The 26,036-nt window shown below is 39.8% G+C and carries 23 protein-coding genes and 1 riboswitch; of the genes, 16 read left to right on the top strand and 7 right to left on the bottom strand.

What is annotated here, in order from left to right; translation table 11 throughout:
* The first annotated feature begins 232 nt into the window (after window positions 1–232).
* The gene (locus KUV80_RS14620) at window positions 233–1,669 is read left to right on the top strand and encodes an ATP-binding protein (protein WP_222463472.1); all 1,437 of its coding nucleotides are present in this window, start codon (window positions 233–235) and stop codon (window positions 1,667–1,669) included.
* Between the two features lie 37 nt (window positions 1,670–1,706).
* Here KUV80_RS14620 and KUV80_RS14615 read toward each other — a convergent pair whose 3' ends face one another.
* Window positions 1,707–2,351: a CAP domain-containing protein gene (locus tag KUV80_RS14615; RefSeq protein ID WP_222463471.1), complete on the bottom strand. Its 645-nt coding sequence runs from the start codon at window positions 2,349–2,351 to the stop codon at window positions 1,707–1,709.
* 88 nt (window positions 2,352–2,439) lie between these two features.
* Window positions 2,440–2,973, bottom strand: coding sequence for a histidine phosphatase family protein (locus tag KUV80_RS14610; RefSeq protein ID WP_222463470.1), 534 nt, complete (start codon window positions 2,971–2,973; stop codon window positions 2,440–2,442).
* A gap of 102 nt (window positions 2,974–3,075) precedes the next feature.
* On the opposite strand from KUV80_RS14610, the gene KUV80_RS14605 reads away from it, so the two are divergent.
* Window positions 3,076–3,720 (top strand): hypothetical protein, encoded by a 645-nt coding sequence (locus KUV80_RS14605; RefSeq protein WP_222463469.1) that lies wholly within the window; start codon window positions 3,076–3,078, stop codon window positions 3,718–3,720.
* Window positions 3,721–4,005: 285 nt separating this feature from the next.
* Here the strand turns inward: KUV80_RS14605 and KUV80_RS14600 are convergent, their stop codons facing one another.
* Window positions 4,006–5,256, bottom strand: a complete 1,251-nt coding sequence (locus KUV80_RS14600; protein ID WP_222463468.1) for an MFS transporter — start codon at window positions 5,254–5,256, stop codon at window positions 4,006–4,008.
* Window position 5,257: 1 nt separating this feature from the next.
* Window positions 5,258–5,854 carry an ArsR/SmtB family transcription factor gene (locus tag KUV80_RS14595; protein ID WP_222463467.1) on the bottom strand — a complete coding sequence of 199 codons (597 nt, stop codon included), beginning with the start codon at window positions 5,852–5,854 and terminating at the stop codon, window positions 5,258–5,260.
* 171 nt (window positions 5,855–6,025) lie between these two features.
* On the opposite strand from KUV80_RS14595, the gene KUV80_RS14590 reads away from it, so the two are divergent.
* From KUV80_RS14590 to KUV80_RS14560, 7 genes are all read left to right on the top strand, one after another.
* A complete protein-coding gene (locus KUV80_RS14590) occupies window positions 6,026–6,490 on the top strand; it encodes a MarR family winged helix-turn-helix transcriptional regulator (protein ID WP_222463466.1) in 465 nt (154 codons plus the stop codon).
* 140 nt (window positions 6,491–6,630) lie between these two features.
* A complete protein-coding gene (gene spoIIP, locus KUV80_RS14585; RefSeq protein WP_222463465.1) occupies window positions 6,631–7,785 on the top strand; it encodes a stage II sporulation protein P in 1,155 nt (384 codons plus the stop codon).
* 429 nt (window positions 7,786–8,214) lie between these two features.
* Complete coding sequence (gene cls, locus KUV80_RS14580) at window positions 8,215–9,717, top strand: cardiolipin synthase (RefSeq protein ID WP_222463464.1); 1,503 nt, start codon at window positions 8,215–8,217, stop codon at window positions 9,715–9,717.
* Between the two features lie 106 nt (window positions 9,718–9,823).
* Window positions 9,824–10,606, top strand: coding sequence for an undecaprenyl-diphosphate phosphatase (locus KUV80_RS14575; RefSeq protein ID WP_222463463.1), 783 nt, complete (start codon window positions 9,824–9,826; stop codon window positions 10,604–10,606).
* Window positions 10,607–10,684: 78 nt separating this feature from the next.
* Window positions 10,685–10,840, top strand: a riboswitch (cyclic di-AMP (ydaO/yuaA leader).
* Window positions 10,841–10,975: 135 nt separating this feature from the next.
* Complete coding sequence (locus KUV80_RS14570) at window positions 10,976–11,632, top strand: potassium channel family protein (protein WP_222463462.1); 657 nt, start codon at window positions 10,976–10,978, stop codon at window positions 11,630–11,632.
* Between the two features lie 78 nt (window positions 11,633–11,710).
* The gene (locus KUV80_RS14565) at window positions 11,711–12,988 is read left to right on the top strand and encodes a TrkH family potassium uptake protein (protein WP_222463680.1); all 1,278 of its coding nucleotides are present in this window, start codon (window positions 11,711–11,713) and stop codon (window positions 12,986–12,988) included.
* 135 nt (window positions 12,989–13,123) lie between these two features.
* On the top strand, window positions 13,124–14,239 hold the full coding sequence (locus KUV80_RS14560) for a GerAB/ArcD/ProY family transporter (protein ID WP_222463461.1): 1,116 nt from the start codon (window positions 13,124–13,126) through the stop codon (window positions 14,237–14,239).
* A gap of 8 nt (window positions 14,240–14,247) precedes the next feature.
* Here KUV80_RS14560 and KUV80_RS14555 read toward each other — a convergent pair whose 3' ends face one another.
* Window positions 14,248–14,706, bottom strand: a complete 459-nt coding sequence (locus tag KUV80_RS14555; RefSeq protein ID WP_222463460.1) for a hypothetical protein — start codon at window positions 14,704–14,706, stop codon at window positions 14,248–14,250.
* A gap of 181 nt (window positions 14,707–14,887) precedes the next feature.
* Between KUV80_RS14555 and hutP the strand changes: the two genes are divergently transcribed.
* From hutP to KUV80_RS14520, 7 genes are all read left to right on the top strand, one after another.
* On the top strand, window positions 14,888–15,322 hold the full coding sequence (gene hutP, locus KUV80_RS14550; protein ID WP_222463459.1) for a hut operon transcriptional regulator HutP: 435 nt from the start codon (window positions 14,888–14,890) through the stop codon (window positions 15,320–15,322).
* Window positions 15,323–15,428: 106 nt separating this feature from the next.
* On the top strand, window positions 15,429–16,955 hold the full coding sequence (hutH, locus tag KUV80_RS14545; protein WP_222463458.1) for a histidine ammonia-lyase: 1,527 nt from the start codon (window positions 15,429–15,431) through the stop codon (window positions 16,953–16,955).
* A gap of 16 nt (window positions 16,956–16,971) precedes the next feature.
* A complete protein-coding gene (gene hutU / locus KUV80_RS14540; RefSeq protein ID WP_222463457.1) occupies window positions 16,972–18,633 on the top strand; it encodes a urocanate hydratase in 1,662 nt (553 codons plus the stop codon).
* A gap of 289 nt (window positions 18,634–18,922) precedes the next feature.
* Window positions 18,923–20,194, top strand: coding sequence for an imidazolonepropionase (gene hutI / locus KUV80_RS14535; protein WP_222463456.1), 1,272 nt, complete (start codon window positions 18,923–18,925; stop codon window positions 20,192–20,194).
* Window positions 20,169–21,140 (top strand): formimidoylglutamase, encoded by a 972-nt coding sequence (hutG, locus tag KUV80_RS14530; protein WP_222463455.1) that lies wholly within the window; start codon window positions 20,169–20,171, stop codon window positions 21,138–21,140. The genes hutI and hutG overlap by 26 nt, the downstream gene beginning before the upstream one ends.
* Window positions 21,137–21,394, top strand: coding sequence for a helix-turn-helix domain-containing protein (locus KUV80_RS14525; protein WP_222463454.1), 258 nt, complete (start codon window positions 21,137–21,139; stop codon window positions 21,392–21,394). The genes hutG and KUV80_RS14525 overlap by 4 nt, the downstream gene beginning before the upstream one ends.
* 544 nt (window positions 21,395–21,938) lie before the next feature.
* Complete coding sequence (locus KUV80_RS14520; protein WP_338083505.1) at window positions 21,939–23,627, top strand: S8 family serine peptidase; 1,689 nt, start codon at window positions 21,939–21,941, stop codon at window positions 23,625–23,627.
* Window positions 23,628–23,675: 48 nt separating this feature from the next.
* Here the strand turns inward: KUV80_RS14520 and KUV80_RS14515 are convergent, their stop codons facing one another.
* Both KUV80_RS14515 and ytvI read right to left on the bottom strand, forming a co-directional pair.
* A complete protein-coding gene (locus tag KUV80_RS14515) occupies window positions 23,676–24,716 on the bottom strand; it encodes an acyltransferase family protein (RefSeq protein WP_222463453.1) in 1,041 nt (346 codons plus the stop codon).
* Between the two features lie 169 nt (window positions 24,717–24,885).
* A complete protein-coding gene (gene ytvI, locus KUV80_RS14510) occupies window positions 24,886–25,920 on the bottom strand; it encodes a sporulation integral membrane protein YtvI (protein ID WP_222463452.1) in 1,035 nt (344 codons plus the stop codon).
* Between the last annotated feature and the right edge of the window lie 116 nt (window positions 25,921–26,036).

The raw sequence follows: 26,036 nt of genomic DNA, 5'->3' as shown, positions 1-26,036 counted from the left end.
TGTCTTCGACAGCAGTAATGGGAGTAATTGTACGAAAAGCATCGATAGTTATGTAAGAAATCTCCTTCTAAAGACCCGTATCAGCATATTGAAAAAATGGGAAAGTTGACCAATAGGGAAAAATGTCATTTTGTCGAAATAAAGGTATTAGCGAAAAAAACATAAGTGTCCAGTTATAAACATAACAGCCCAGCCCATGTATCAGATTCTGTAAGAAAAAGGGGACTACTTGATGAACAAGCAGTATGAAGATGTTGAAATAAGACGTATTGCAGATTTTCATAATACGACACTGTCACATTGCCCCATCCATCTATTTGGACTGAAAAGAGAAACAAAAGGTATTTATTCATATACATATTCTGCAGGGGCAATGCTTGATGTATTAGGAATTTCAGTTAAACCTTTGCCAGGATCAAAACTTCATGATCTATATTCAAAAGATTTGATTTCGGATTGGACATCCCACCTAGAAAGAGCTTTTTCTGGAGAAATCCAAATCGCTGATATCGATTTAAATGATAAAAAAGTCCGAACAACGTTGTATCCCGTTTCACGACAGGATCATGAGGCGATTGAAGTAGTGGGAACTTCTTATATGACTCGTTTGCAGGATCAACAAGAGACAGCTGACGAAAAAAATTTGAGGAAGTTTAAACAACTGTTTAACTATGTGCTTGAGGCAATCGTGTTATGTCGTTCAAATATGGAGATCGTAGAAGTAAACGAAAGAGCGTGTGAGCTGCTTCACCTCTCAAAAGAAGAGTTGATTGGAAAAAGTGCAGAGTTGTTTTTTATGAAAAATGGAAGAGAAGTCATAAGAAAAAAATGGCAAGAAATGATGGTTGGCAAAAAGATTTCTGGCGAATTTCGTTACAGAACACCAGATGGTTTCGTAAAAGAGATCGAATATACTTGTCAGGGGGATGTCGTCGATGATTTACATGTGACTGTTCTAAAAGACATCACGGATCAAAAGTTAACAGAACAAAAACTATTGAAAGCAGAGACGCTCAATGTTGTTGGTGAACTTGCCGCAGGCGTCGCACATGAAATCAGAAATCCGTTAACCTCTCTAAAAGGATTTGTTCAGCTGATTCAAAATCAAACAAATGACTATAATCAGTATTTATCCATCATTTTATCTGAGGTTGACAGGATTGAGCACATTATAAAAGAATTTTTGGTGCTATCAAAAAGCAATACACAAAACTTTGATCTGGCTAGCGCTGAGGAGATTATAAAAGACACGGTCGATTTATTAAACACCCAGGCTATTATAAAAAATATTGAGATCAGAACTGAGTTTGAGGAACAACTACCGCTCATTTATTGTGATCCCATGCAGCTCAAACAGGTTTTTATTAATTTTATTAAAAATGCGATTGAAGCTTCTTCAATAGGCATGTACGTTGAAGTGAAAATGAGAATGAGTGCTGATCATGAGTATGTACAAATTCAAATACGTGATTTTGGATGCGGGATGGATGAAGCGATCCTTAAGAAAATTGGCAAACCCTTCTTCACTACAAAAAATGAAGGTACTGGATTAGGATTAATGGTCAGCAATAATATTATCAAACATCATAACGGAAAAATTGATGTGAAGAGTGAAAAGGGAAAAGGCACAAATTTTCTTATTTCACTACCTGTTAATCAAAATATGTAAAAAAGCTTTCCTGACTAGGAAAGCTTTTTATTATTCATTATCCTTTAAACATTTGAACAAACATTTTACCGTATTGTCCACCGTCAACTACTCCGATACCAACGTTCGTGAAGTCAGATTTAAGGATGTTTTCACGGTGACCTTGAGAGTTCATCAAGCTTGTGTGAGCACCTTCTACAGAAGAGTTACCTGCAAGGTTTTCACCAGCTGTACGATATTCAACACCAAATTGCTTCATCATGTCAAATGGTGAACCATAAGTTGGTGAATTGTGATCAAAATAATTATTGTCGATCATGTCTTTCGCTTTAACGCGAGCTACTTTTGTTAATTCTGGATCAGCTTTTAAAGCTGGTAATCCTTGCTTTTCACGCTCTTGGTTGACTAAGTTAAGCATTTGTTGCTCATCTGCTGTAAGTTCTGCATTTCCTTCAGCCTTTGGTTCTTCAGCTGGTGCCGGAGCTTGCTCTTTTTGTGGAGCAGGAGCAGGTGCCGGAGCTGGAGCTGCTTGCTTTTGTGGAGCTGGAGCAGCTTGAGGCTGTGGTTCTGGTGCCGGAGCAGTTTGCTGCTGCTGAGGCTCATGATTATAAGAAACAAACGGACAAGATGCCGCTTCTGAAATTCCTGCATTTGCGCCGAATAGGGAAGCGCCAAGTACTGATGCTACAACTAACTTTTTCATATGATGATTCCCTCCCAATAATTTATCTTACGTAAACAGGTTTCGGGACTTTTGTAGGAGGGGTGGGGGTCTGGAAGTAACTACCAGATTAAGACACCCACAACTTGGTTACTGTATGATTTGAGAGCTCTACCGAGTAAACGTCGGGGTTTGATAGGAGTGCCCATTCCTCGTATCCGAATGAAGGCTCAAAAAGGTTGATCATTAAGCTCATCAGATTTCCGTGAGTAACAAGCAAAACAGAACGATCGGTTTTATTTTGTATATCCTTTATGAGTGACTTCACTCTCTGTTTTGCCTCATAAGTCGATTCGCCCCCTGGAAAGGTTAAATGTTCTTCTTTATATGTACGTTTTAAAAGGTTCCTCCAATCGGGAAGGTGTTGAGCGGACAAAATCCGCTCTTTGAGTCTGTCGTCGGTTTCGATATTCAACTGTTTCATTTCGGCAAACGGTTTGATTGTATCAATAGCCCGTAAGAATGGACTGGATAGGATGAGGTCAAATGGGTAGGGATTTAGAAATGACGCAAGTTCTTTTGCTTGTTCTTTTCCTTTTTCAGTTAAAGGAGCATGACTTTCTTGACCTTCAGCTTGGCAATGGCGCACAATTACAATTTTCAATAGGGTATACCTCTCTTTAATACGTTTGTTATTTTCTATTCGAGACGATAAATCCAATTCCTTCTCGAATACTATAGTAGTGAAAGTCGAAGGGAGATAGTTATGTATCCTGAGTTGAATCATTTTATACAGATGAAGAAAGATTACGATAAAGATATTGCGGCAGCACACGAAAAGTGGCAGCAATTACATAAACAAAAAGAATGGGCTTCTAGAGAATATGAAGATTTGTTGAATTCGTATGGAGTTAGGAATTCAAAAGTAACGATGGAGCATCTAACAGAAACGAAGAATCAATATCTTGCTGTAATGGAAAAAGAGCGTGCAGCAATGGAACAGGTCGATTATTTGAAAGAAAATAGAGACGACCGCTTGTCTGAATATCTTAAAACGGTCTATTCATCACGTGATAGAGAGCTTGATGCTGCTAAAAATAGTATGGAGAAAAAAATTGACCAGCTAGAACGGTTAAAAGCGGAATATTTGATGATGGTACAACAAATTCAAGAGATTCATGCTTATAGAATTTCGGTTGAAAAAGATACGAATGAAGCGGTTACGAGCTATCAGCAGTCGTATGAACCCAAGGAGATATTGCCGTTGTATCCTGAATTGTCCCGTCTTGAGATTCCTATCCAAGATATTCAGTATGTTTTTCAAAAAGGTGAACTTCCAGGGCATCTAAATAAGTATTTTCAGTTCAGTGATGATAGAAGGCTAACGTCAAACTCCATAAAAAAACCATAATCCCAAAAATAGGATTATGGTAAAGAAAACCGAACGCATGATGAAGAAATGGGGGGTAGGGAATTGCTCTGCTGGCTGGTGCCAACAGGAGAGATTAATATCTCACAATCCTACTATATGTACTCTGGTATCAAATGGTATGGACAAGTGCCATGGGCATTCATGTAATTTTTTGTTTTTTACTATTATTGAGTCAATTCCTTGTCTGCATAAGCTGGCTTCAAGAGGTGATTTTGCATCTTAAGAAGCCAGCCCTTTTTATGTCTTTCACCTATTTCCCTCATTCTATTCCATTTTTCTTAGAGCGGGTAACTTCCACATAATTAAAAGGTTTACAACGATTAAACAAAGGGCTCCACCAGCCATTATTTTATCAATCGTGAGGCCATAGGAAATCAGTATGGATGTTGCGGCAAGGGAAAGAGGTGCGAGTCCCATACTTGCCATAGTCAAAAGTCCCATCAATCTGCCCATTATCTTTTTATCAACGGAAGATTGAACCGCGGAGATAAGCGGAATGTTCGTGGCTGGAAATGTTACGCCAATAAAAAATATCGTAAGCATACATACATATAATGTGGAACTTTGACTAAAGAGAAAAAAGAAAATGTTCATTGTAAACAGGGAGGATGTAACCATTAGTCCTCGTCTTCGTTTGATGTTTAATATCCCGATGATAACCGAACTTACGAGCATGCCTGCTGCCATCGATCCTTCAATAAAACTAAAGTCGAGGGCATTACCGTTCAAAACGTTTTTGACGAAGATTGGCAGCCCCATCATCAAAGGTCCAATAACAAAAACGTTTAAGAAGATCGTACTTAAGAAAAGCGCTTTTAAAAATGAAGATTGTTTCACGACATCCAAGCCTTCTTTGATGGATTGCCACATTCCTGGTTTCTTGTGAGTTGAAGTGTCAGAAGCAGGCACGTTCAATAAAAAAGCGAGTATCGCTGAAAGGAACAACATAACAGCTGGTACTCCAAATGAAAGCAAATACCCGCCACTGCTGGCAACAAGCAGTCCACCGATCATCGGACCTAGTATGAGTGAGCTTTGCTGTGTGGTTTGAATCACCGAATTAGCACGTGTTAACTGAGAATCATCGACGATGTTTGGCAATAATGAGCCGTTTGCTGGCCAAACAAATGCATCTAATGCTCCGAAAAACAAGCCGAAAATAATTAAGGATAGAAGAGACAGATGTCCTGTTGCAAGCAGTACGAGCAGACCGCAAAGTAAGAGCGTTCTTAAAAAGTTGGAGATGTATAAGATTTTTGTCCGGCTCATTCGGTCTGCTAGGACGCCGCCGACTGCCATAAATAAGATTCTCGGAACATTTGCTGCAATAAAAACAATCCCTAACGAAGCTTCTTTGTCGAGTGTTTTAACAACGTACCAGCTTTGGGAAAATTGAAAGATTGCGATGGAAAAGGAAGAACATATCGTGATTGCCCAGATGAATAGAAAAGACCGCTGTTTAAAAAGAGACACCATTTTTACAGATTGTTCACTTATTGCGGATACTTGTGTCATCTCAATCCATCCCCTCTTCTGGATATGGCGTTTCTTTTAACGGAAACGAAAGCATGAGGTAGTGATACATTTCACCGTCTTCCGTTTCGTTTTTTTTGAACTCAGAGATCAGTTCGGAAATTTCTTTTGACATCTCATGAAGCTGTTTCAGCTGCTCAGGTGACAATTTCAGATGACTGTAACCAAATTTCAGGGGTGAATCTGTATGGCTTAGAACTTCAGGATCTAACTTCCGAATCATCGATTTTGTTTTATCTAATGACACGAGAATGTTTTCCTTTAATGCATCTGATAATTCATCTTTGACAGCGTGACGCTGATCAGGAAGAATTTCTTCAATCGAAAAAGACTTTGCAACAGGTCTGTAGAACTTTTGTATAATTCCGTTTTTTTCTTCCGTTCTTTCAACCGTCAATAAACGTACACGTTCCATCTCTTTTAGGTGGTAATGAATTTTAGGGGCTGGGACCTCTAAAATATCTGCTAACATCTTGCCAGTCTTGGCCTCATCTATGAGCTCCCACATAATTTTAATGCGAAGCGGATCACTGATAACCTTCAACTGTTCAATTTCCCTAATATAATAAATTTCCTGCATGTTTAAAACTCCTTAAACGTTCAAATTTATTTAAATGCATAATACTGTTAATATATACCATTTGTCAATCGTTTTACATATTATTTGTAAAAAATAGTTCAAATGTTATGAAAATTCTTGTATAATGTTAGTATAAGGCTCGACATTACAACTAGGTTGGAGGTTCACAGTATGGGGAATAAGGATTTGAAATCCTATGTTGAGAGATTGGAAAGAGTACATTACATCGTGTCAAAACGGTTACACCCAGATATTGCGATTGAAAAAGAGTTAACGAAAACACAATTTGTACTTTTAAAAACGTTATGTGTAAGAAATAAATGGACCGTATCAAAATTAGCTGAATATATGGGTGTTAAGCCAAGTGCTATTACTGTCGGAGCGGATCGTTTGTTTAAACGAGGGTTTGTACAACGATATCGAAGTGACCTCGACAGGCGAATCGTATACCTTGAAATTACTGAAGAAGGAAATGAAGTTTTACGAGAAGCAGAAAATGAGAGAGTGGACTCTATCAGCAACTATCTCAACCATTTGTCTCCAGAAGAATTAGGCATGTTTATTAATATTTATGAAAAGCTAGCCAATGGAAACCCAACAGAAGAAAGTTACATGATTTCAACAAAGACCAGCTGATTTTAGCTGGTTTTTTGCTTTTATCAGAGGAGTAGGATCAACCATAAGCGCCTCTATTATTTTTTCATAGATTTTATTCTATTTGATTTTGCACCTGCATAGGATGTGATAGAAACGATTTATGAAGTGGAGGACGAGATATGCTAACCCCGCAAGTAAATATGAAACGTTTGCCCATCTTATTAGCAGGAGCCATGCTGTTTATCGTGATTGCCACGAGTTTCATCACATCTTTCGAGCATAAATACAGGTTGAGTTCTTCGACCATGCACAAGTGGTTAACGGAGTTTTCAGGAGAAGCACTCGTCTATTTTATAGGCTGGGAAAACCGCTATTTTACTCAAGAGCTTCCAAAGGAGAGTGAACCGCCAGCGCTATCAAGCATATTGCTAGAGCTGACAACAAGCATTAAACCTGGGGACATCCGCAGCTTACTAGGCAATGAATTACCTGGATTCGCTCTTTATGATTCAACAATCATCGTTGCCGGAGAAGGTACCGATTACACGAACATCGGTTACGAATCACCGCCACCGATGGAATTGCTATTGAGCGGTGAAGATGCAGAAGTACAGGATATTGAAAGGCTCGAGGATCCAGAACCTTCCGAACCGCAAAATCCACCAGGTCAAACAACTGGCGGGAAAAAAGTAGCCTATATTTATCATTCTCACAGCTGGGAATCGTTCTTACCCCACTTGAAAGGTGTAACGAATCCGGATCATGCCATCCACTCCAAAGTGAATATCACGATGGTAGGGAAAAAGCTAGGTGAAGAACTTGAATCAAGAGGAATCGGTGCTTCCGTAGACATGACAGATATGACGGCATTATTAAGAAAGAATAATGCGGACTACCGTAAGAGCTATCCGATGTCGAGAACATTAGTGCAGAGTGCTCTGGCAAGCAATACTGATCTGCAATTAATCTTTGACCTCCACCGAGACTCCTCCCGAAGAAAAACGACAACGGCTACGATAAATGGAAAATCCTATGCTAAAGTACTGTTTGTCATCGGTAAAGGCAATCCCAGCTTTGAAAAAAACCAGATTATGGCACAAGAAATTCATAATATCCTAAACAAAAAATACCCAAGCTTAAGCAGGGCAGTCATCGGAAAGAATAAATCGGAAGGCACGAATGGTGTTTACAACCAGGATTTATCTGAAAATGCCATCTTAATTGAGTTTGGTGGAGTCGATAATAATATGGATGAGCTCTACAGAAGTGCAGAAGCGGTTGCAGAAGCCGTTGCAGAATACTATTGGAAGCAAAAAGATGTGAATGCTGAGTAAACGAGACTGGCTCCAGAAGGGTTATCCCCTCTGGAGTCTTTTGTAATGAGGGTATCCTCCTGATTGGGCTTGTCGAAAAATGTCGACTCGTGGATAAATAATAAAAACTCGTGGATTGAGGCTTAAAATTTTTGGATTCAAGCCTAAAACTTCTGGATTGGAGCCCGAATTTTGTGGATTGCACATATGAATTCAATTCAGAATACCCCCTCATGTATAAAAGGGTCCTTGTTTCGACTCATCGAAACGTTACCTTATAGAGGAAAAATACCTTAAGTGTCATTACTTTGAGATTTTGCGTTCATAACATGTATGGATACTGCAAATAGTAAGCAAAAATGGTATAAAAAGAGAGGTACGCTTGTTTTAATTGCAAGTGGAAGGGAATAAAGAAGAGAATAAAACAGATTGAGAAAAAGGAGCTATGGCATGAAACGTATCTGGGAATTTTTTCTCACTTTATTATTACTGATCTCACTATACATCGTTTTCATTGCAGATGGATATGTAATTATTAAAACAGCATTTGGGCTCCTGTATGTTGCGGTTATTTTATATACGATTTATTCTTTAATGCTGGAAAATCGAACAGCACAGCATACGCTTTTATGGATTTATGTTTTAATCTTATTTCCTTTTATAGGCTATATGTTTTATCTGTATTCAGGTCAGCTGTACTTGAAAGGCCATTTGTTTAAATCGAAGCGTAAAAACGACAGGGATGAATGGATCCGGGTATCCAAACAGGATGAAAAACCCGATTTTAGCGATTTGAACAGGCATCAAGTATGTTTTGCGAAGCATGCCCATCATATTACTCTCACTCGAATAAACCGGTTTACATCAACTAAAATTTTAAAGAACGGAAATGAGACATTTCCAGAGATCATCAAACAATTACAGGCAGCAAAAGAATATATACACATCCAATATTATATCTTTCGCTCAGATCGGCTAGGCAAAGAAATTATCGACATTCTCATTCAAAAAGCGTCAGAAGGTGTGAAGGTAAGATTTTTGTTCGATGGGATAGGAAGTCTTTCTTTGCAGCAGCATGATATCGATCGGATGAAGAAGGCCGGGATATTAGTTGAAGCGTTCCTGCCGGTGAGATATGGATTCTTTAACCAAAAACTAAATTTTAGAAACCATAGGAAAATTATTGTAATTGACGGCAAGATTGGATTTGTCGGCGGTTTGAATGTGGGTGTTGAATATCTAGGAGAAGACCCGGAAATCGGCTTTTGGCGGGACACTCATTTAGTTATGCTGGGTGAAGCGGTTCAAGTTTTGCATGCGATCTTTCTTTTGGACTGGGAGTATGTTTGTGGAGAGGACTTGCTAGAAGATCCACATTTAACGACACCGATAGCAAGTAATGGAGACGGAACCGTTCATGTGGTGGCGAGTGGACCTGATACGCAATCTGGGATTATGAGTGATTTGTATTATTCATTGATCTCTTGTGCGGAAAAATCAATTTGGATTGCGACGCCATACTTTGTTCCAAATGAGGCCATCCGAACGGCCATGAGAGTAGCTGCCAAAAAAGGTGTGCAAGTCCGCTTGATGGTACCAGAGATCAACGACGGGTTCTTAACCCAATATGCAACACGTTCTTATTTCCCTGAGCTGCTTCGCTCAGGCATTGAAATCTATTCTTATAAAAAAGGGTTTATGCACCAAAAAGTCATTATTGTTGATGGAGATACAGCATCAATTGGAACGGCTAACATGGACATGAGAAGTTTCCATTTAAACTTTGAAGTGAATGTATTCTTATTGAACACATCTTCTGTAAATGATCTTGTAGAACAATATAAAGAAGATATTGAAGAATCTGCAAAATTGCGTCCTGTTGAATTCTATAAAAGAGGTCTTTGGGAAAGGACGAAAGAGTCATTTGCCCGTCTTTTTTCAGGCGTCCTCTAGTGTAATCTCTCTAAGGTATTTAGACGCTTATCAAAAAACAAAAGGTATACAAAATTCCCCTTATGAATAGGTTGTACGAGACAATCTAATAGAGGGGGATTTTTTTATGGACTGGCTTGAAGCCCTTATTCTAGGGATCGTACAAGGCTTAACTGAGTTTCTGCCTGTAAGTTCGACTGGCCATCTGCTGCTTGGCAGACAGTTATTTGATTTAGAAGAAGCGGGGCTTTTTCTCGATAGTATGCTCCATATTGGCACGTTGCTAGCTGTTATGACCGTTTACGGAAAAGAGATATTGTCTGTTATGAAAAAGCCGTTTAGCCGCACGGGAATTCTTCTTATCGTCGGTACGATTCCGACTGCGATTATCGGCCTCGCTTTCAAGGATTTTTTTGAAGAGATCTCTAAAACGGGGGTTACTGTAGGCTGGGAATTTTTGATCACAGGGTTGTTGCTTTGGTGGGCAGATTCTTTCAAACGCAATGGTTATAAAGGTGTAGAAGAAATTACAATCAGAGACGCCCTAGTGATTGGAACCTTTCAAGGAGCGGCAATCCTGCCAGCGGTTTCAAGATCAGGTTTAACGATTGCAGCTGCCCTGTTCTGTAAGATTGATAAAAAGACCGCAGCATATTTTTCCTTTTTATTATCGATCCCCTCTATTGCGGGCGGAGTTGTACTGCAGTCAAAAGACTTGTTTACTGGAACGGCCCCACCTCTCTCATACAGCACGCTTTTAGTCGGGACAGTTGCATCTGCTCTGTTCGGTTATATCGCGGTAAAATGGATGATCAAACTGCTTCAGACCGGGACACTTAAAGGCTTTGCTATATACGTTTGGCTGATTGGATTCATCGTCATTGGACTTCAATTTTCAGGAAATATGTAAAGTATTTGTTAACATGTTAAAAATGGATTGACAATTAAAACATGGAGGATTACAGTATATGTAATTCAAAATTTAGCAGGCTTTAGATCGCTGAATTTACAGCTTTTTCTTCTATTAAAGAAGGCCGTAAAACGGGGGAACCATTCTTTTGGGGTGAATTTTGCTTTTTGCAAAAAGGGATACTCCAATCCCTAATCCGACAGCTAACCCCGTAAGCGTCATGTCACTGGAGAGGTCAAAAAGGTGAATAACCAGACCCGCTTTTTTGTGTGGTCTTTTTTTGTTTTCACACGAAGTTTTAGCCTCTTAACCAGCAAGGCTAGAGAACACCAAGCAAAACTTCATTGAGCTTAAGGGGAGAATAGAATTATGAAAAAACAGTTTGCCGTTATTGGTCTAGGACGATTTGGAGGCAGTATTTGCCGAGAATTTGCAAAAATGGGCTATGATGTTCTGGCAATTGACAAGGATATGGAAAAAGTGAATGAGTTTGCTACTAGTGCAACTCAAGCTGTTCAGGCAAATTCTACGGATGAAAAGGTTATGAAGTCGCTTGGGATCAGAAACTTCAACCATGTAATCGTCTCAATCGGTGAAGACATTCAAGCGAGTATCTTAACAACCTTATTACTAAAAGAAGCTGGCGTAGGTAAAGTCTGGGTGAAAGCTCAAAATGATTACCACCATAAAGTACTGGAAAAGCTAGGAGCTGATCGCATTATTCACCCTGAACGTGATATGGCACTTCGGGTAGCTCAGCTTATTTCTTCAGAGAAGATTATAGATTTTATTGAATTATCCCAGGAACATAGCATTGTTGAGATTGGTGTAACAGATAAACTAGTCAACCAAACGTTAACTGATTTAGACGTTCGAGCACGCTTTGGATGTAATATTGTTGCTATAAAACGTGGAGATGATATTCTGGTTTCCCCAATTGCGGACGTAGAGCTTGCATACGGAGATGTTCTCGTTGTAATCGGACGTAATGAAGATCTCAACCGCTTTGAGGATGAGGGAGTGTAAGCCTTGGCACTGCATGTAAAAGGTTCTAAGCGGTTTTTGCACAACCCGATAAAATTAAATCCGCCACAATTCTTAGCCATGCTTTTTTTGTTTCTGATTTTTATGGGAACGTGTTTGTTAAAATTACCGGTAGCACATGAAAAAGCATTGTCTTGGGTCGATGCTTTTTTTATTGCCACATCTGCGGCTACAGTAACAGGTCTTGCTACTGTAGACCCAGGTACGACCTTTACGTTATTTGGTGAAATCGTCATCTTATTTTTAATTCAAGTGGGCGGACTTGGCGTTATGTCCTTTGCTTCTCTCGTCGTTATTATGATGGGAAGAAAAATTTCGATCAAACAAAGAGTCTTGATGCAAGAAGCGTTGAATCAGCCTTCGATCGGTGGGGTTATAAGGCTTGTCCGAAATCTATTCCTCTTTTCGATCAGTATACAGGCGATAGCCGTATTTTTCTTGTCATTACGATGGGTTCCTGATATGGGATTTCTAAAAGGGGTTTATTATAGCATCTTCCATGTGATCTCTGCCTACAACAATGCAGGGTTTGCTCTTTGGCCTGATGGATTGATGGGGTATGTTGGCGATCCTATGGTAAATATGGTGATCTCGCTCCTTTTTATTACAGGTGGTATAGGGTTTACGGTGTTGGTTGATCTCTGGGTAAGCCGTCAGTGGAAAAAGCTTTCTCTGCACTCAAAGGTTATGATTATGTCCACGCTTGTAATAAATATATTAGCGATATTGCTCTTCTATTTATTTGAGTTTAATAACCCGAAGACATTGGGAATGTTGACGGGTACTGATAAACTATGGGCAGCCTATTTTCAAGGAGTCTCTCCGAGAACGGCAGGCTTTAACTCGATTGATATGACAGCGATTAATCCAGATACGTCACTACTAATGGTTCTGCTCATGTTCGTTGGAGCAGGAAGCACCTCAACAGGCGGCGGGATCAAGCTTACAACCTTTGTAGTGATTCTATTTACCGTTTCGGCCTTTTTAAAAGGCAAGGAAGACACGGTCATCATGAGACGTACTATTCGCAATGCTGTAGTCTATCGAGCATTAGCGATTACGACGATATCGATATTATTTATCTTTGTTGCCTTGTTTCTTGTCACCTATGTGCAAAAAGATACCTCTTTTATGCTCATTCTTTTTGAAGTCATATCTGCATTTGGAACCGTTGGACTCAGTATGGGATTAACACCTGACCTTACTCTTATCGGTAAAATCGTGATTTGTACGGTTATGGTGTTCGGTAAGCTTGGACCACTGACACTTGCATTCAGTCTTGCCAAACAAACAAAAGAAAATATACGTTATCCTGACGGTGAAGTATTTACAGGATAAAACAAAAGAGCTAACTCTTAAAGGTTGTAAACTGCCTTTGGAGTTAGCTTTTTTTTGGCTAATAATGGGATAATCGCACTTTTGTTGGGAATGATAAGACAAGATTTAATCAGTCATAGGAAAGGGTGAGAGCATTTGCAAAAAATTAAAAAAGCGTTTCTTGTATCTCCCTTTCTAGTGTTCTTTCTTGTGCATTCTGAACAAATTGGTGTCGGGGTATTAGGGTATCAACGAATTATTGCGAAGTATGCAGGATATGATTCTTGGATTGCAGTAATCATCGCAGCTGTGTATATTCATATTCTGATCTGGATGATCTATTATGTTCTTGATAATGGCGATGGAGATATTGTAACGATTCATAAAACGTTGTTTGGCGGCGTAATTGGAAACATCTTTAACCTTGCTATTGTTTTATATTTTCTTTTATGGTCGATAACCGTACTCAGAACATATATCGAAGTCATTCAAGTTTGGATGTTTCCCACTCTAAATACATGGAAAATTGCAATCGTATTTCTCGTTTTAGCGTATTATGTCGTCGTTGCTGGTTTCCGGACTGTAACAGGCATCTGCTTTTTAGGAGTAGTTATTCCGTTAGGGCTGATCTTCTTGTTGATCTCTCCTTTAGAATACACTCACTTTTCCAATCTGCTGCCGGTTTTTGATGAGAACTTAAAAGATTATTTAACAGCATCCAAAAATATGATGTTGAGCTACTTAGGTTTTGAAACATTGCTTGTTTTCTATCCATTTATTCGCAATGCGAAACAGTCACAAAAATTTGCTCACCATGCCAATATTTTTACGTTTATGATGTATCTTCTCGTAACATTGTTTTCGTTTGCCTTCTTCAGTGAGGAACAGCTTGCCCGAAACATATGGGGGACGCTGTCTATGGTTAAGATTGTGCAAGTATCTTTCGTTGAACGCTTTGATTTTATTTTTGTTTCCATATGGTGTCTCGTTATCCTTCCAAACATTACACTGGCAATCTGGTGTTCGAGCCGTGTAGCGAAATTAATGTTAAACGTTCGTCAGCATTACACACTGATTGCTTTATTAGCTGTTATTCTTGGGATGTGCATTTACTTGGACAACCGTTATAAAATTAACGTATTAAACAGTTATACAAACATTACGGGTTTTTATTTATCTGTGAGTTATATCCCTCTCTTGTTTATAACGACCTTTATACGTAAACAGTATAAAAAGAAAGGGACTGATCGTGAACACCTATCATCTTCATAAAAATGGTCTTATGCCTGCAGAAGAAGAGTTAAACGGTTCTTATGTTTTTCACGCTGTCTATCATCTGAAGTATTATTCATATTTTGGAGCGTCTCATTGATTAGTTGTTTTACCATATTTTTGGACCAAACAACATAAGCACCGAACGTATCGCCTTTAAAAAAGCTTTCTAGCATATTGTTTTGTGGGCCAAAAAAGAACCCAAGCTGATCATGAATGAGTGTGGCATGATCCAGATTAAAAGGCATAATCTTATCAGAGAGTGTAAATTGATAAGAATTGTTTTCTTTTTTTAAAAAGGCGATTGCATATAGTTGTCCATCTGGCAGAAAACCCTTTGTTGTAGGTAAAAGTAATAAAGGGTTATGTTCTTTGTCATAGGCAATAAAAAAGTCATTCACATCTTCTTCAAACTGCGGAGTTCTTGCCATTGAAGCAAGTGTAATTTCTTTTTGTACATGTAACATCCTGCAACCCTCATTTCTAATTTTTCTTACAACTAGTTTTACCGATAGATTGATAGATTATACGTCCGAATTTCTTTACTCTAGTGACGTGATAAGTTGTTGAAAGGGAATTGACGGACAAAATGTAAACGCATACACTGTAAGTAGTTATTAGTCGTAAGAGAAAGAGAGAATCATTCATATGGCATTATCTAATGAAAAGCTTATTGGAAAGATGGCTATGTTAGGAGTACTCGATGAGAGCTATCTGCCCCAGATTGAAGAACAGGGCTGGAAGTATTGCACAGGCAAAGCCGGTTCTATGGATTCACACAAAGTAGTAGCTGCCATTGAAACAGCGGCCAAAAATGAAAATGTGATTCAAAGCGGGATCTATCGGGAAACACATTCTCTCTATCATGCCATCATGGAAGCCTTTCATGGTGTGACGAGAGGGCAGGTTCAGTTAGGAACGGTGCTTAGAACGGTGGGTTTGCGTTTTATTGTTGTTCGTGGAAACCCTTACGAGAAAAAGGAAGAAGGCGACTGGATTGCTGTCGCACTTTATGGAACGATTGGAGCTCCTGTAAAAGGACTGGAGCATGAAGCGATCGGACTTGGAATTAATCATATTTAAATAAATGGCCCATAGTAACTAGTGATGAGGGGGCGTATTCAAAAGGTTTTCTTTTGAGTGCGCTCTTTTTGTTTGGTAAGGGACTATAAAAAAAAGAGGGATAAACATGGTTACTTTAACTGGAAATACGCTTTCAATAGAAGAAATAAAACGAATTCTGCATGAGAACGAGGCTGTAGAAGCGTGTCCACAAAGTATGAAAAAAGTGGCTGACAGCCGGAAAGCAGTAGAAGAGATCGTTTCTGCCGGAAAAGTGGTGTATGGCATCACGACTGGGTTTGGTAAATTCAGTGACGTATTTATATCTAGGGATGATGTGGAAACATTACAGTTAAATCTAATCCGCAGTCATGCTTGCGGAATAGGTGATCCTTTCCCAGAAACGATTAGCCGCTTGATGCTTATCTTAAGAGCGAATGCCCTTTTAAAAGGATTGTCTGGTATTCGTCCAATTGTGATTGAAAGATTGTTGGATCTCGTCTCTCATGGCGTGCATCCTGTTGTTCCCCAGCAAGGCTCGCTTGGAGCTAGTGGTGACCTTGCTCCGTTATCACATTTAGCTCTCGTCTTAGTAGGTGAAGGGGAAGCTTATTATAAGGGAGAGCGGATGACCGGTCACGACGCATTATTGAAGGCTGGAATCGAACCTGTCGTTTTAACAGCTAAAGAGGGGCTTGCATTAATCAACGGAACTCAAGCGATGACCGCTCAAGGAATTGCAGCTTTTCTTGAGGCTGAACGAATTGGTCTTATGGCAGATGCGATCGCTTCCTTAACGACGGAGAGTCTAAGAGGCATTACAGATGCTTTTGATGAAGATGTTCATCTTGCAAGAGGATACAAAGAACAAGTAGAAGTGGCAAGCAGGCTGCGAAGCTACTTAGATGGCAGCCAACTAACGACAAAACAAGGCGAAATAAGGGTCCAGGATGCTTATTCCTTAAGGTGCATTCCTCAAGTCCACGGGGCTTCTTGGCAAGTTCTCGGGTATGTAAAAGAAAAACTGGAGATCGAAATGAATGCAGCAACCGATAATCCGCTTATTTTTGATGATGGAAACAAGATTATCTCAGGCGGAAATTTTCATGGCCAGCCTATTGCGTTTGCGATGGATTTCTTAAAGCTTGCCGCAGCAGAGTGGGCGAATATTTCAGAAAGGCGCATCGAGCGGATGGTAAACCCGCAGCTAAATGATCTACCTGGTTTTTTAAGCCCGAACCCTGGACTTGAATCTGGTGCCATGATTATGCAATATGCTGCCGCATCACTTGTATCGGAAAATAAAACATTAGCGCATCCTGCGAGTGTGGATTCTATTCCGTCATCTGCTAATCAGGAGGATCATGTAAGTATGGGGACGATTGCATCCAGACATGCTGCTCAAATTATTGCAAATGCCCGACGAGTACTTGCTGTAGAGCTGATCTGTGCCATGCAGGCAGCAGATTTTAGAGGACCTGAAAAACTTGCTCCAAAAACGAAAAAAGTTTATGAACACGGAAGAAAAGTTTGTCCGACGATTCAATGTGACCGCATGTTTCACCGTGATATGGAGGCTGTGGCCTCGTGGATTTTGGATGGCTCTTGGAATGACATCTTAATTGGCACAAAAACTCAAAAGTTAGCACACTAAAAGGAGGTTTTTTTACATGACAAACGTAAAACATTCTATATCAGCTGCAAGAGGTACAAAGCTTTCAGCAAAAGGCTGGGTTCAAGAAGCTGCAATTCGCATGCTCATGAATAACTTAGACGGACAAGTGGCAGAAAATCCGGATGAGCTCGTCGTTTATGGAGGGATAGGGAAAGCAGCCAGAAACTGGGAGTCGTATCACAAAATCGTAGAAACGTTAGAAAGGCTTGAAAACGATGAAACGTTGCTTGTTCAGTCTGGGAAGCCTGTTGCTGTTTTTAAATCTCATAAAGACGCACCGCGTGTACTGCTAGCTAACTCCAATCTTGTACCTGCTTGGGCCAATTGGGAAACGTTCCGTGACCTAGAAAAGAGAGGCCTTATGATGTACGGACAAATGACAGCAGGTAGCTGGATCTATATTGGAACACAAGGGATTCTGCAAGGAACATATGAAACGTTTGCGGAAGCTGCCCGCAAACATTTTAACGGTTCATTAAAAGGCACGATTACTCTAACAGCAGGACTTGGTGGAATGGGGGGGGCACAGCCTTTAGCCGTTACGATGAACGACGGTGTTGTAATCGCGATAGACGTCGATGAAACAAGAATTCAACGCCGCCTTGATACAAGATACTTAGATAAAAAGACTGACAGCTTAGAAGAAGCACTAAGGATGGCAAAAGAATATGCCGCAAAAGGTGAGCCATTATCAATCGGACTAGTAGGAAACGCAGCTGAACTTTTACCAAAACTTATTGAGATAGGAGAGATTCCTGATCTTGTAACTGACCAGACATCGGCTCATGATCCGTTACATGGCTACTTGCCAACAGGTTTATCCATGGAAGAAGGAGCAGAACTTCGAAAACGCAACCCAGACCAATATATCGAGAAGTCAAAGAGATCAATGGCGATTCATGTAAAAGCGATGCTGGATATGCAAAAGAAAGGTGCTGTCGTTTTCGATTATGGCAACAACATCAGACAAGTCGCTTTTGATGAAGGTGTAAAAGATGCTTTTGACTTCCCAGGTTTTGTTCCTGCATTTATCAGACCGCTTTTCTGTGAAGGAAAAGGACCTTTTAGATGGGTTGCGCTATCTGGTGATCCTGAAGACATCAGAAAAACGGACGAAGTCATCTTGCGGGAATTCAGTGATAATGAGCATCTCTGCAAATGGATTAAGATGGCTCAGGAAAAAGTGCAATTTCAAGGCTTGCCGTCGCGTATTTGCTGGTTAGGGTATGGAGAGCGTGCGAAGTTTGGAAAAATTATCAACGAGATGGTAGCAAGTGGTGAACTGTCAGCACCGATCGTAATTGGACGTGATCATCTGGATTGCGGTTCAGTCGCTTCACCAAACCGAGAAACAGAAGCGATGCAAGATGGCAGTGATGCGGTTGCAGACTGGCCGATTTTAAATGCGATGATCAATGCGGTAAATGGAGCAAGCTGGGTTTCTGTACACCATGGTGGTGGTGTTGGAATGGGGTATTCCCTTCATGCAGGAATGGTTATCGTGGCAGATGGAACAGAAGAGGCTGCAAACAGATTGGAACGCGTGTTAACGAGTGACCCGGGTATGGGGATTGTTAGACACGCTGATGCAGGATATGATCTTGCCATTACAACAGCAAAAGAAAAAGGCGTAGACCTTCCGATGCTTAATAAATAAAGTTCTTCTCTAAAGGGTCTTCTCTAAAAGATTGTTGCTTTTGAACCATTTTTTTCATTATCTTCATTGTCGATTGAATAGAGTGCAAGGTGTGAGACTCCTGGGGGATCAGCGTGACAGGTGAGACAGCTAGCGCAATCTGCCAAGGTGGCTCACCGCACGCCCCCCGGAAAGCGAGCATCCTAAAACGGAAACAATTACTTGCGAGAGCAAGATGAAAAGCGATCATGTTGCGAGTACAGTGCAGATTAACTTACTTAATAATGACTAATATGGAGGAGTGTAAATGATGCTGGATACAATAATTTTCGCTACACAGATTGTCGTTCCTTACAGTGAAGGAAGACCACTTCGCGGAAGTGAAATGAACAAACTAAAGGTCATTGAAAATGGGGCTATAGGTATTAAAGGTGGCAAGATTACGTTTGTGGGCACCCAAGAAGAAGCAGCTCACTTACAGGCTAAAGAAACGATTGATGGGACAGGAAAGCTTTTATCACCAGGATTAGTTGATCCCCATACACATCTTGTATTTGGGGGATCACGAGAACATGAACTTGCACTGAAGCAGCAAGGAGTTCCATATCTTGAAATTCTTGCACAAGGCGGCGGAATTCTGTCCACTGTCAAAGCTACAAGAGAAACAAGCGAAAAAGCTCTATTCGAAAAAGGATTATTTCATTTAAACAGATGTTTAACATATGGGGTTACAACTATGGAAGTAAAGAGTGGCTATGGTCTTGATAAAGAAACAGAGTTAAAGCAACTGAGAGTGGCTAAAAAGCTGAATGAAGCTCACCCCATAGATCTCGTTTCCACTTTTTTAGGAGCTCATGCCATTCCGGAAAACTATAAAGGCCGACCAGATGCCTTTTTAGAAGAGATGTTATCTATGCTCAATGAAATCTCTAACAAGGGTTTAGCTGAATTCGTAGATATTTTTTGTGAAACAGGTGTGTTTACGGTTGAACAATCTAGAAACTTTTTACAAAAAGCGAAAACAGCTGGTTTTGGCGTGAAAATCCACGCAGATGAAATTGATCCTCTCGGCGGTACAGAAATGGCGTGTGAGATTGGCGCGATTTCGGCAGATCATTTAGTAGGAGCGAGTAAGGAAGGCGTCCGCATGCTCGGTCAGTCAGATACGATTGCTGTTCTTTTGCCTGGGACGACCTTTTACTTAGGAAAAGATCAATTTGCACCAGCACGTGATATGATTTCAAGCGGAGCGGCAGTAACGCTGTCGACTGATTTTAATCCTGGAAGCTCACCAACAGAAAATATTCAGTTTATCATGAACTTGGCTGCACTCAGACTAAAAATGACACCAGAAGAAATTTGGAACGCGGTGACGGTTAACGCAGCTTATGCGATCGGACGAGGTGATGTTGCTGGAAGCTTGTTAGAAGGAAGAAGTGCTGATCTTGTTTTATGGGACGTGCCGAATTATAAATATGTTCCGTATCACTATGGTGTTAATCACGTTAATAAAGTATGGAAAAGCGGTAAAGTTGTTGCAGGAAAGGGAGACATGCATGCAAACTATACCCTTTCTTCGTAAATCAGGCGAACCGCCATTTACCGATCGTGGAATAAAAAAGGGAGGTCAGCTGCTCAAGTCTTGGAGTGGGGAAGAAGTGAAAGGGATTGCAATTGCAGGTGCGCCACTTTCCAAAACATCCATTTCTCATTCAGGAGCGTACATGGCTCCACAGACCATCCGATCAATGATGCATTCCTTTTCAACTTATAGCATTGAAGAAGAAACAGACATGTGGAATCATACAATCACTGATTTTGGTGACATTGAAATGCATGTTACCGAACTTATTCAATCTCAGTCTCGTATTTATTCCGTGTTAAAAGAAATTCAGGAAAAGCACAAGGAAGCGTTTCTCATTACCTTGGGTGGAGACCACTCTGTTTCAGCAGGTGCAATTCAAGCTTTTCAGGAATCGAGAGGAAAAGTGGGTATCATACAATTTGATGCACATTTTGATCTTAGAAATACGGAAGACGGTGGTCCTTCAAATGGAACGCCATTTCGGCAGCTGATTGAAAAAGGTGTAATTAATGGTGACCAGCTCGTCCAGCTTGGTATCCGTGATTTTTCAAATGGCAAGCTTTATCATGAATATGCAAAAGAGCAAGGTGTCACCGTTTTTAAAATGGGGGATATCAGAAGAGAAGGCTTGCTTTCCTTATTGAAAAAATCAGTTGAACAGTTAAAACAGACAACAGACAACATATATATTTCTTTAGACATGGATGTTCTGGATCAGGCGTATGCTCCAGGCTGTCCGGCAATTGGACCAGGTGGTTTAGACAGCGAATCATTAATTGAAGGCGTGGGCTGGCTTGCGGAAAATCCTTCTGTTAAAGGAATGGACATCGTCGAGATTGATCCTACCCTTGACTTTCGGAATATGACGAGCAGGTTGGCGGCGTATATCATCATGCATTTTTTACTGAATTATTCCAAAAGAGAAGGAGGTAAACAAAAATGAGTGAATTTGGCAAGTATATCGAAACTTCAAGAAAACAGAAAGGCTTGAGCAAATCAGAGCTTGCAAGAAGATTGAGCATAACTCCTCAATACATGGCAGATATTGAAAAAGGAAGAATGATTCCTTCTGAAGAAAAGATTGAGAAGCTCGTAACTGCTTTGGAGTTGAACGAAAAAGAGGCGTTTAAACTAGCTGATAAACTCCCTTTGCGTGTCCTTGCTGAAGCAAAACAAGAATACTATAAACATGGATGAAATTAAGAAGGCCTGTCGAATGCGACAGGCTTTTCTTATTAAATGTGGTCAGAAAGTATAATTTGTTAAAAGGATGATGAGACAGGGGTTTCCAGATTTTTGATTTTTATGTGATGATATCTATTTTTTATATGATGACTACCTTTTTTTATATGATCATGTTCAATTTTTATATGATTCCCTTTTTAATTTATGTGATGATATGCCTCGATCTCTAATCCCGATGCTCTTCATGAGGATTAGAACTTCTTCATAAGCACCAACAAGGTCAAAACACTAGTAAATTCCTCCTGAAAAATAGATATCTCCTAAAACATAAGGAGGACTGGTAACTTTATAATAGGATTTATACCTTTAAAATCCATTCTTATCTACTAAAAATGATTTTCTACCTCTTATCTCCTTAAAAACTAGCACAAAAGTCTCTCAATGAAAATAAGACAAATACCATATCCTCTTTCATCCCAATTCTGTTTAATATGGAAGTAATCACCAAGAAATGACATAATTTTTAGACTACATATTGTACAGGAGGTTATTTGGAGTGAACAAGAAAAAATTTGCAGCAACTACTCTACTAGCAACATCTATTATGCTTACGCCATTTACAGTTATGGCGGAAAGTCCAAAACAGGTGACAGATCAAAAGATTACAGATGCGCTTGTTAACTTAAATAAGAATAAACTCTTTGACAATCTAGAAAGTAAGCTTCAACAAATGGGGGAAGAAGAAAAAGTTCCAGTAATTATTCAATTTAATGAAGAGTTTGCCAGCGGGAAAGCGTTCGAAAAATTAACTTCAAAGATCGGGATGTTCAAAAAAACCTTTGAATATAAAGTGATTAATGGTGTTGCTGCAAAGATGACGAAAAAGCAGATTATGCTATTAGAGCACTTGCCATTTGTAAAACAAGTAGAATATGACGCACCTATTCAAATGAACCTTGAAACCGCAAACAGCTGGTTCGGAACAACAAAGGCACGTACTGATTTCGGAGTAACAGGAGATCGAGATGGTAATGAGCGAGCATACTCCAAAACAGATAGCGTAGTCGCGGTAATCGATACGGGCATTGATGCGGCTCATGTGGACTTAGACGGAGGAAAAGTAATCGGCTGGAAGGACCTCGTCAACAACCGTACAACACCATACGATGATCAAGGACATGGAACGCATTGTGCAAGTATTGTTGCGGGTGAAGGAGATTCAAACCCTGCTCACAAAGGAGTAGCACCAGGAGCAGCGTTAGTTGGAGTGAAAGTATTGGATAGCCAAGGTTCTGGAAGTATGAGTACGGTTACGGCTGGAATCGATTGGGCTGTCCAAAATAAAGAGGTATACGGCATTGAAGTGATCTCGTTAAGTCTTGGAACGTCAGGAAGTTCTAACGGACAAGATGCTACATCTGTAGCTGTAAACAACGCATCGGCTGCTGGAATTGCTGTTGCTGTTGCAGCAGGAAACTCTGGACCTTCTGCATCAACGATAGGATCACCAGGAGCTGCTGACAAAGCGATTACGGTTGGAGCGGGAGCAGATCTGAACGAAGGTGGCTTCAATATTACGTATTTCTCTTCTCGCGGACCAACAGCAGATGGGAGAGTAAAGCCAGATATTTTTGCACCGGGTTACAATATTACAGCTGCAAAAGCGAATTCAGGAAATCAATATGTAACATATAGCGGAACAAGTATGGCTACACCATTTACGGCCGGTACGATTGCACTCATGCATGATGCGAATCCTTCCATCACAGAACCTGAAATTAAGAATGCCCTCTACTCTACTAGCATCGATTTCGGAAAAGCCGGAAAAGATAACGAGTATGGTCACGGTCGGTTGGATGGACATGCTGCAGTTAAAGCGGCTGGTGGTCTTTCTGGTTCAGGTCCTCTAGTTCCTGACCATTTTTATAAACGAGGCACATTAAGTTCAGGCGGTTCCCAAACCTTTACTTTAGATGTAACGTCTACGTCATTTCCGATTTCAATGACGGTGATAACGGAGAATTACAGCCCAGGATGGCTCATTTTCCCTGCATCACATAATTATTCAGTATCCCTTATTGATCCAAGCGGGAAAACAGTTGCAAGCTCTTCTGAAAACGAGCGTCAAGATCATGCATTTTTTAAGCCTACACAAACAGGTACTTACCAAGTAAAAGTTTCCTCTAGCAGAGGAAGCGGAGCATATGATTTAGACGTCAGTGCTGGTGCGTCAAGTCTAAATTAAACTTAAAAACCCGTGGGTCATTAGTCGACCTACGGGTTTCTTTATGAATTAACGTTCCTGTGGCTGAGCGGGTTTTGGTTTAATTTTCACTATTTTTTTTAATCGAGACCATCGAAGCTCAATAAAAGGCTGTGCCAATGCAATAACGGGCTTGCTTGCTAAAAATAAGGTAACAATGAGTGCAAGGAATAACAACATAAAGTAAGCTCCATTTTCTTCAATAGAAGCAAATAGATCAGTGGTAAACAAATACTTTAAGACAAATCCGTGAAGCAGGTAGATATACAAGGTACGCTCACCGAATTCTGTAAAAAACATTTTTCTTCTTGGAAGAAGTGCCAAAAAGCTGAATGTGGCGGCAAACATTACACCGTACATAGCCAGACGTATTAATCCGCCATACCAATTATTATATCCGAGTATTTCGGAATATGAAGAGGAAGCGAGCAGCCACTCTTTCGTTCCATTTGGAAATATAAAATGATACGTAATGAATAGAACAATTAAAAACGCAGCAGCTGCCGCTTTTGATGACGGCTTTAAGATCTTTTTAAAATCTCTTTTCTCGAGAAGGTGCCCTAATAAAAAGACCGGGAAAAATACAAACGTCCTCAAAAGACTCAAGTATGTTCCAATATCATGGATATACCCTACAGCAACGCCAATCCCAATAGCCAAAATAAGGGGATACTTTATTTTCACGAACAATTTCAGCAGAATGTTCCAAAAGACTAAGCTTAGCAAAAACCAAAGTGTCCAATGCGGAGAGAAGAAATCCAGCTTAACTTCACTTTTTCCGTAAAGATCATAATAAAAGAAACTATACACCAACTGAAATACTAAGTAAGGAATGAGAACCTTTTTAAAAATCTTTGGAAGATACCCATCTCGCCATACACCCTTCGTGAAAAATCCCCCAATCAAAATAAACGCTGGCATATGAAACGTGTAAATAAAATTATAAATCGTATAAAGCCACTCACTTTGACCTTTTATCGGTGAAATAAAGTGCCCGAACACGACCAGGAAAATCAGTATAAACTTCGCGTTGTCAAAATAATAATCGCGTTCTTTTGCTGCAGTACTCATCATGATTCCTCCAATAAAAATTCACCATACTAACTAAGTGTTCGAATGAATTTCTCTTTTTTCTTCCTATCCTCTATAATTCCCAACCTTTATAGGTTTTCTAACCTCATTCATGAAAAAAACGCATATCCCAATGTGCAGGAAACGCGTTTTTATGATAAAGCTCACTTTAAAAGTCTATTTTAATTTTAATAAAACCGGCACTTCTTAATGCTTCATAAATGATCACGATAGCAGGACCAACAATTAAGCCGATGAACCCGAGAAGCTGGAACCCGATATACAGAGAAACAAGAGCAGCTAATGCTGAGATGCCAAGACTGGAACCAAGAATTTTAGGCTCTATGATTCTTCTGACAATCGTTATAACTCCAAACATAATCAGGAGACCGAATGCAAGATGATCATTATTGTTTATAAAGAATGTATAGGCAGCCCAAGGTACGAGGAACGAACCGGTACCCAAAATCGGCAATATATCTACGATGACGATTAATAGGGCAATGATTACTGCATATTTTACATCTAAAATCATCAGACCGATTAACGCTAAGATATACGTTATGAAGCTTAAAATGATTTGTGCTCTGAAAAAACCGACTGTTGCTCTTGATAGCTGACTGAATACCAGTTCTACTTTTTCACGGGCTGAAGTTGTAAATAAATTAAGAAACTCTGCGTAAAGCCTTGGTAAATCTAACGAAAATAAAAATACAGAAATTAAGTAAATAATAAAATAGATCAGCAATCCTGGAATCGAGGTAATGAGACCCAGTATGCCAGTGGTCAATCCTTTAGCAGATTCTACCGCATACTCTTTTAATGCAACTAAGCCTTCTTCAAGTGTCCGTACAACTTCAGGAGGCAGACTTGCATAAAAATTCTCCATTTCATAAAACGTATTTTCCGCTACTTCAAAAAGATGAACTGAGTAGGATGGAAGTATGGTAATGAACTCAATAACTTGAATGACAAGTGTTGTAGTAAGCCAGTATGATAGGAGACCAAAACCTGCTAAAAATAACAGGAAAGTAAAGGTGACAGACAAAAGTCGTCTTCCTTTCAAAAGTCTAATAAACAACTTTACAACCGGTTCAAGCATTATAGCGGTAATTAATGCGAGAAGGAGAGGTATACTGTAAAAGACAAATATGATGATTCCTGCGAGCAATAAAAATAATAAAATTACGTTCTTTACAGTCATGATCCGGCTCCAATCCCCGTAAAATTATCCGGTCTTTTTCCGTCTAATGTATTATCCATTATAACCGGAAAAAAGATGAAATTTCTTTGTATATACACAATGATGTTACGATAAAG

The organism is Fictibacillus nanhaiensis (assembly GCF_019801215.1).
Lineage (GTDB): Bacteria > Bacillota > Bacilli > Bacillales > Fictibacillaceae > Fictibacillus > Fictibacillus nanhaiensis_C.
The sequence above is the reverse complement of the archived record's forward strand: the minus strand, read 5'-3'. Positions and strand labels throughout refer to the sequence as shown.

What these genes read in the sequence shown, in the direction of transcription:
- spoIIP (WP_222463465.1), top strand. Translation starts at nt 6,631, where the DNA reads ATGCTAACCCCGCAAGTAAATATGAAACGTTTGCCCATCTTATTAGCA.
- hutG (WP_222463455.1), top strand. Translation starts at nt 20,169, where the DNA reads ATGCAAACTATACCCTTTCTTCGTAAATCAGGCGAACCGCCATTTACC.
- KUV80_RS14555 (WP_222463460.1), bottom strand. Translation starts at nt 14,706, where the DNA reads ATGTTACATGTACAAAAAGAAATTACACTTGCTTCAATGGCAAGAACT.
- KUV80_RS14525 (WP_222463454.1), top strand. Translation starts at nt 21,137, where the DNA reads ATGAGTGAATTTGGCAAGTATATCGAAACTTCAAGAAAACAGAAAGGC.
- cls (WP_222463464.1), top strand. Translation starts at nt 8,215, where the DNA reads ATGAAACGTATCTGGGAATTTTTTCTCACTTTATTATTACTGATCTCA.
- hutP (WP_222463459.1), top strand. Translation starts at nt 14,888, where the DNA reads ATGGCATTATCTAATGAAAAGCTTATTGGAAAGATGGCTATGTTAGGA.
- KUV80_RS14600 (WP_222463468.1), bottom strand. Translation starts at nt 5,256, where the DNA reads ATGACACAAGTATCCGCAATAAGTGAACAATCTGTAAAAATGGTGTCT.
- KUV80_RS14575 (WP_222463463.1), top strand. Translation starts at nt 9,824, where the DNA reads ATGGACTGGCTTGAAGCCCTTATTCTAGGGATCGTACAAGGCTTAACT.
- KUV80_RS14590 (WP_222463466.1), top strand. Translation starts at nt 6,026, where the DNA reads ATGGGGAATAAGGATTTGAAATCCTATGTTGAGAGATTGGAAAGAGTA.
- KUV80_RS14570 (WP_222463462.1), top strand. Translation starts at nt 10,976, where the DNA reads ATGAAAAAACAGTTTGCCGTTATTGGTCTAGGACGATTTGGAGGCAGT.
- KUV80_RS14595 (WP_222463467.1), bottom strand. Translation starts at nt 5,854, where the DNA reads ATGCAGGAAATTTATTATATTAGGGAAATTGAACAGTTGAAGGTTATC.
- hutU (WP_222463457.1), top strand. Translation starts at nt 16,972, where the DNA reads ATGACAAACGTAAAACATTCTATATCAGCTGCAAGAGGTACAAAGCTT.
- KUV80_RS14605 (WP_222463469.1), top strand. Translation starts at nt 3,076, where the DNA reads ATGTATCCTGAGTTGAATCATTTTATACAGATGAAGAAAGATTACGAT.
- hutI (WP_222463456.1), top strand. Translation starts at nt 18,923, where the DNA reads ATGCTGGATACAATAATTTTCGCTACACAGATTGTCGTTCCTTACAGT.
- ytvI (WP_222463452.1), bottom strand. Translation starts at nt 25,920, where the DNA reads ATGACTGTAAAGAACGTAATTTTATTATTTTTATTGCTCGCAGGAATC.
- KUV80_RS14515 (WP_222463453.1), bottom strand. Translation starts at nt 24,716, where the DNA reads ATGAGTACTGCAGCAAAAGAACGCGATTATTATTTTGACAACGCGAAG.
- hutH (WP_222463458.1), top strand. Translation starts at nt 15,429, where the DNA reads ATGGTTACTTTAACTGGAAATACGCTTTCAATAGAAGAAATAAAACGA.
- KUV80_RS14620 (WP_222463472.1), top strand. Translation starts at nt 233, where the DNA reads ATGAACAAGCAGTATGAAGATGTTGAAATAAGACGTATTGCAGATTTT.
- KUV80_RS14565 (WP_222463680.1), top strand. Translation starts at nt 11,711, where the DNA reads ATGCTTTTTTTGTTTCTGATTTTTATGGGAACGTGTTTGTTAAAATTA.
- KUV80_RS14615 (WP_222463471.1), bottom strand. Translation starts at nt 2,351, where the DNA reads ATGAAAAAGTTAGTTGTAGCATCAGTACTTGGCGCTTCCCTATTCGGC.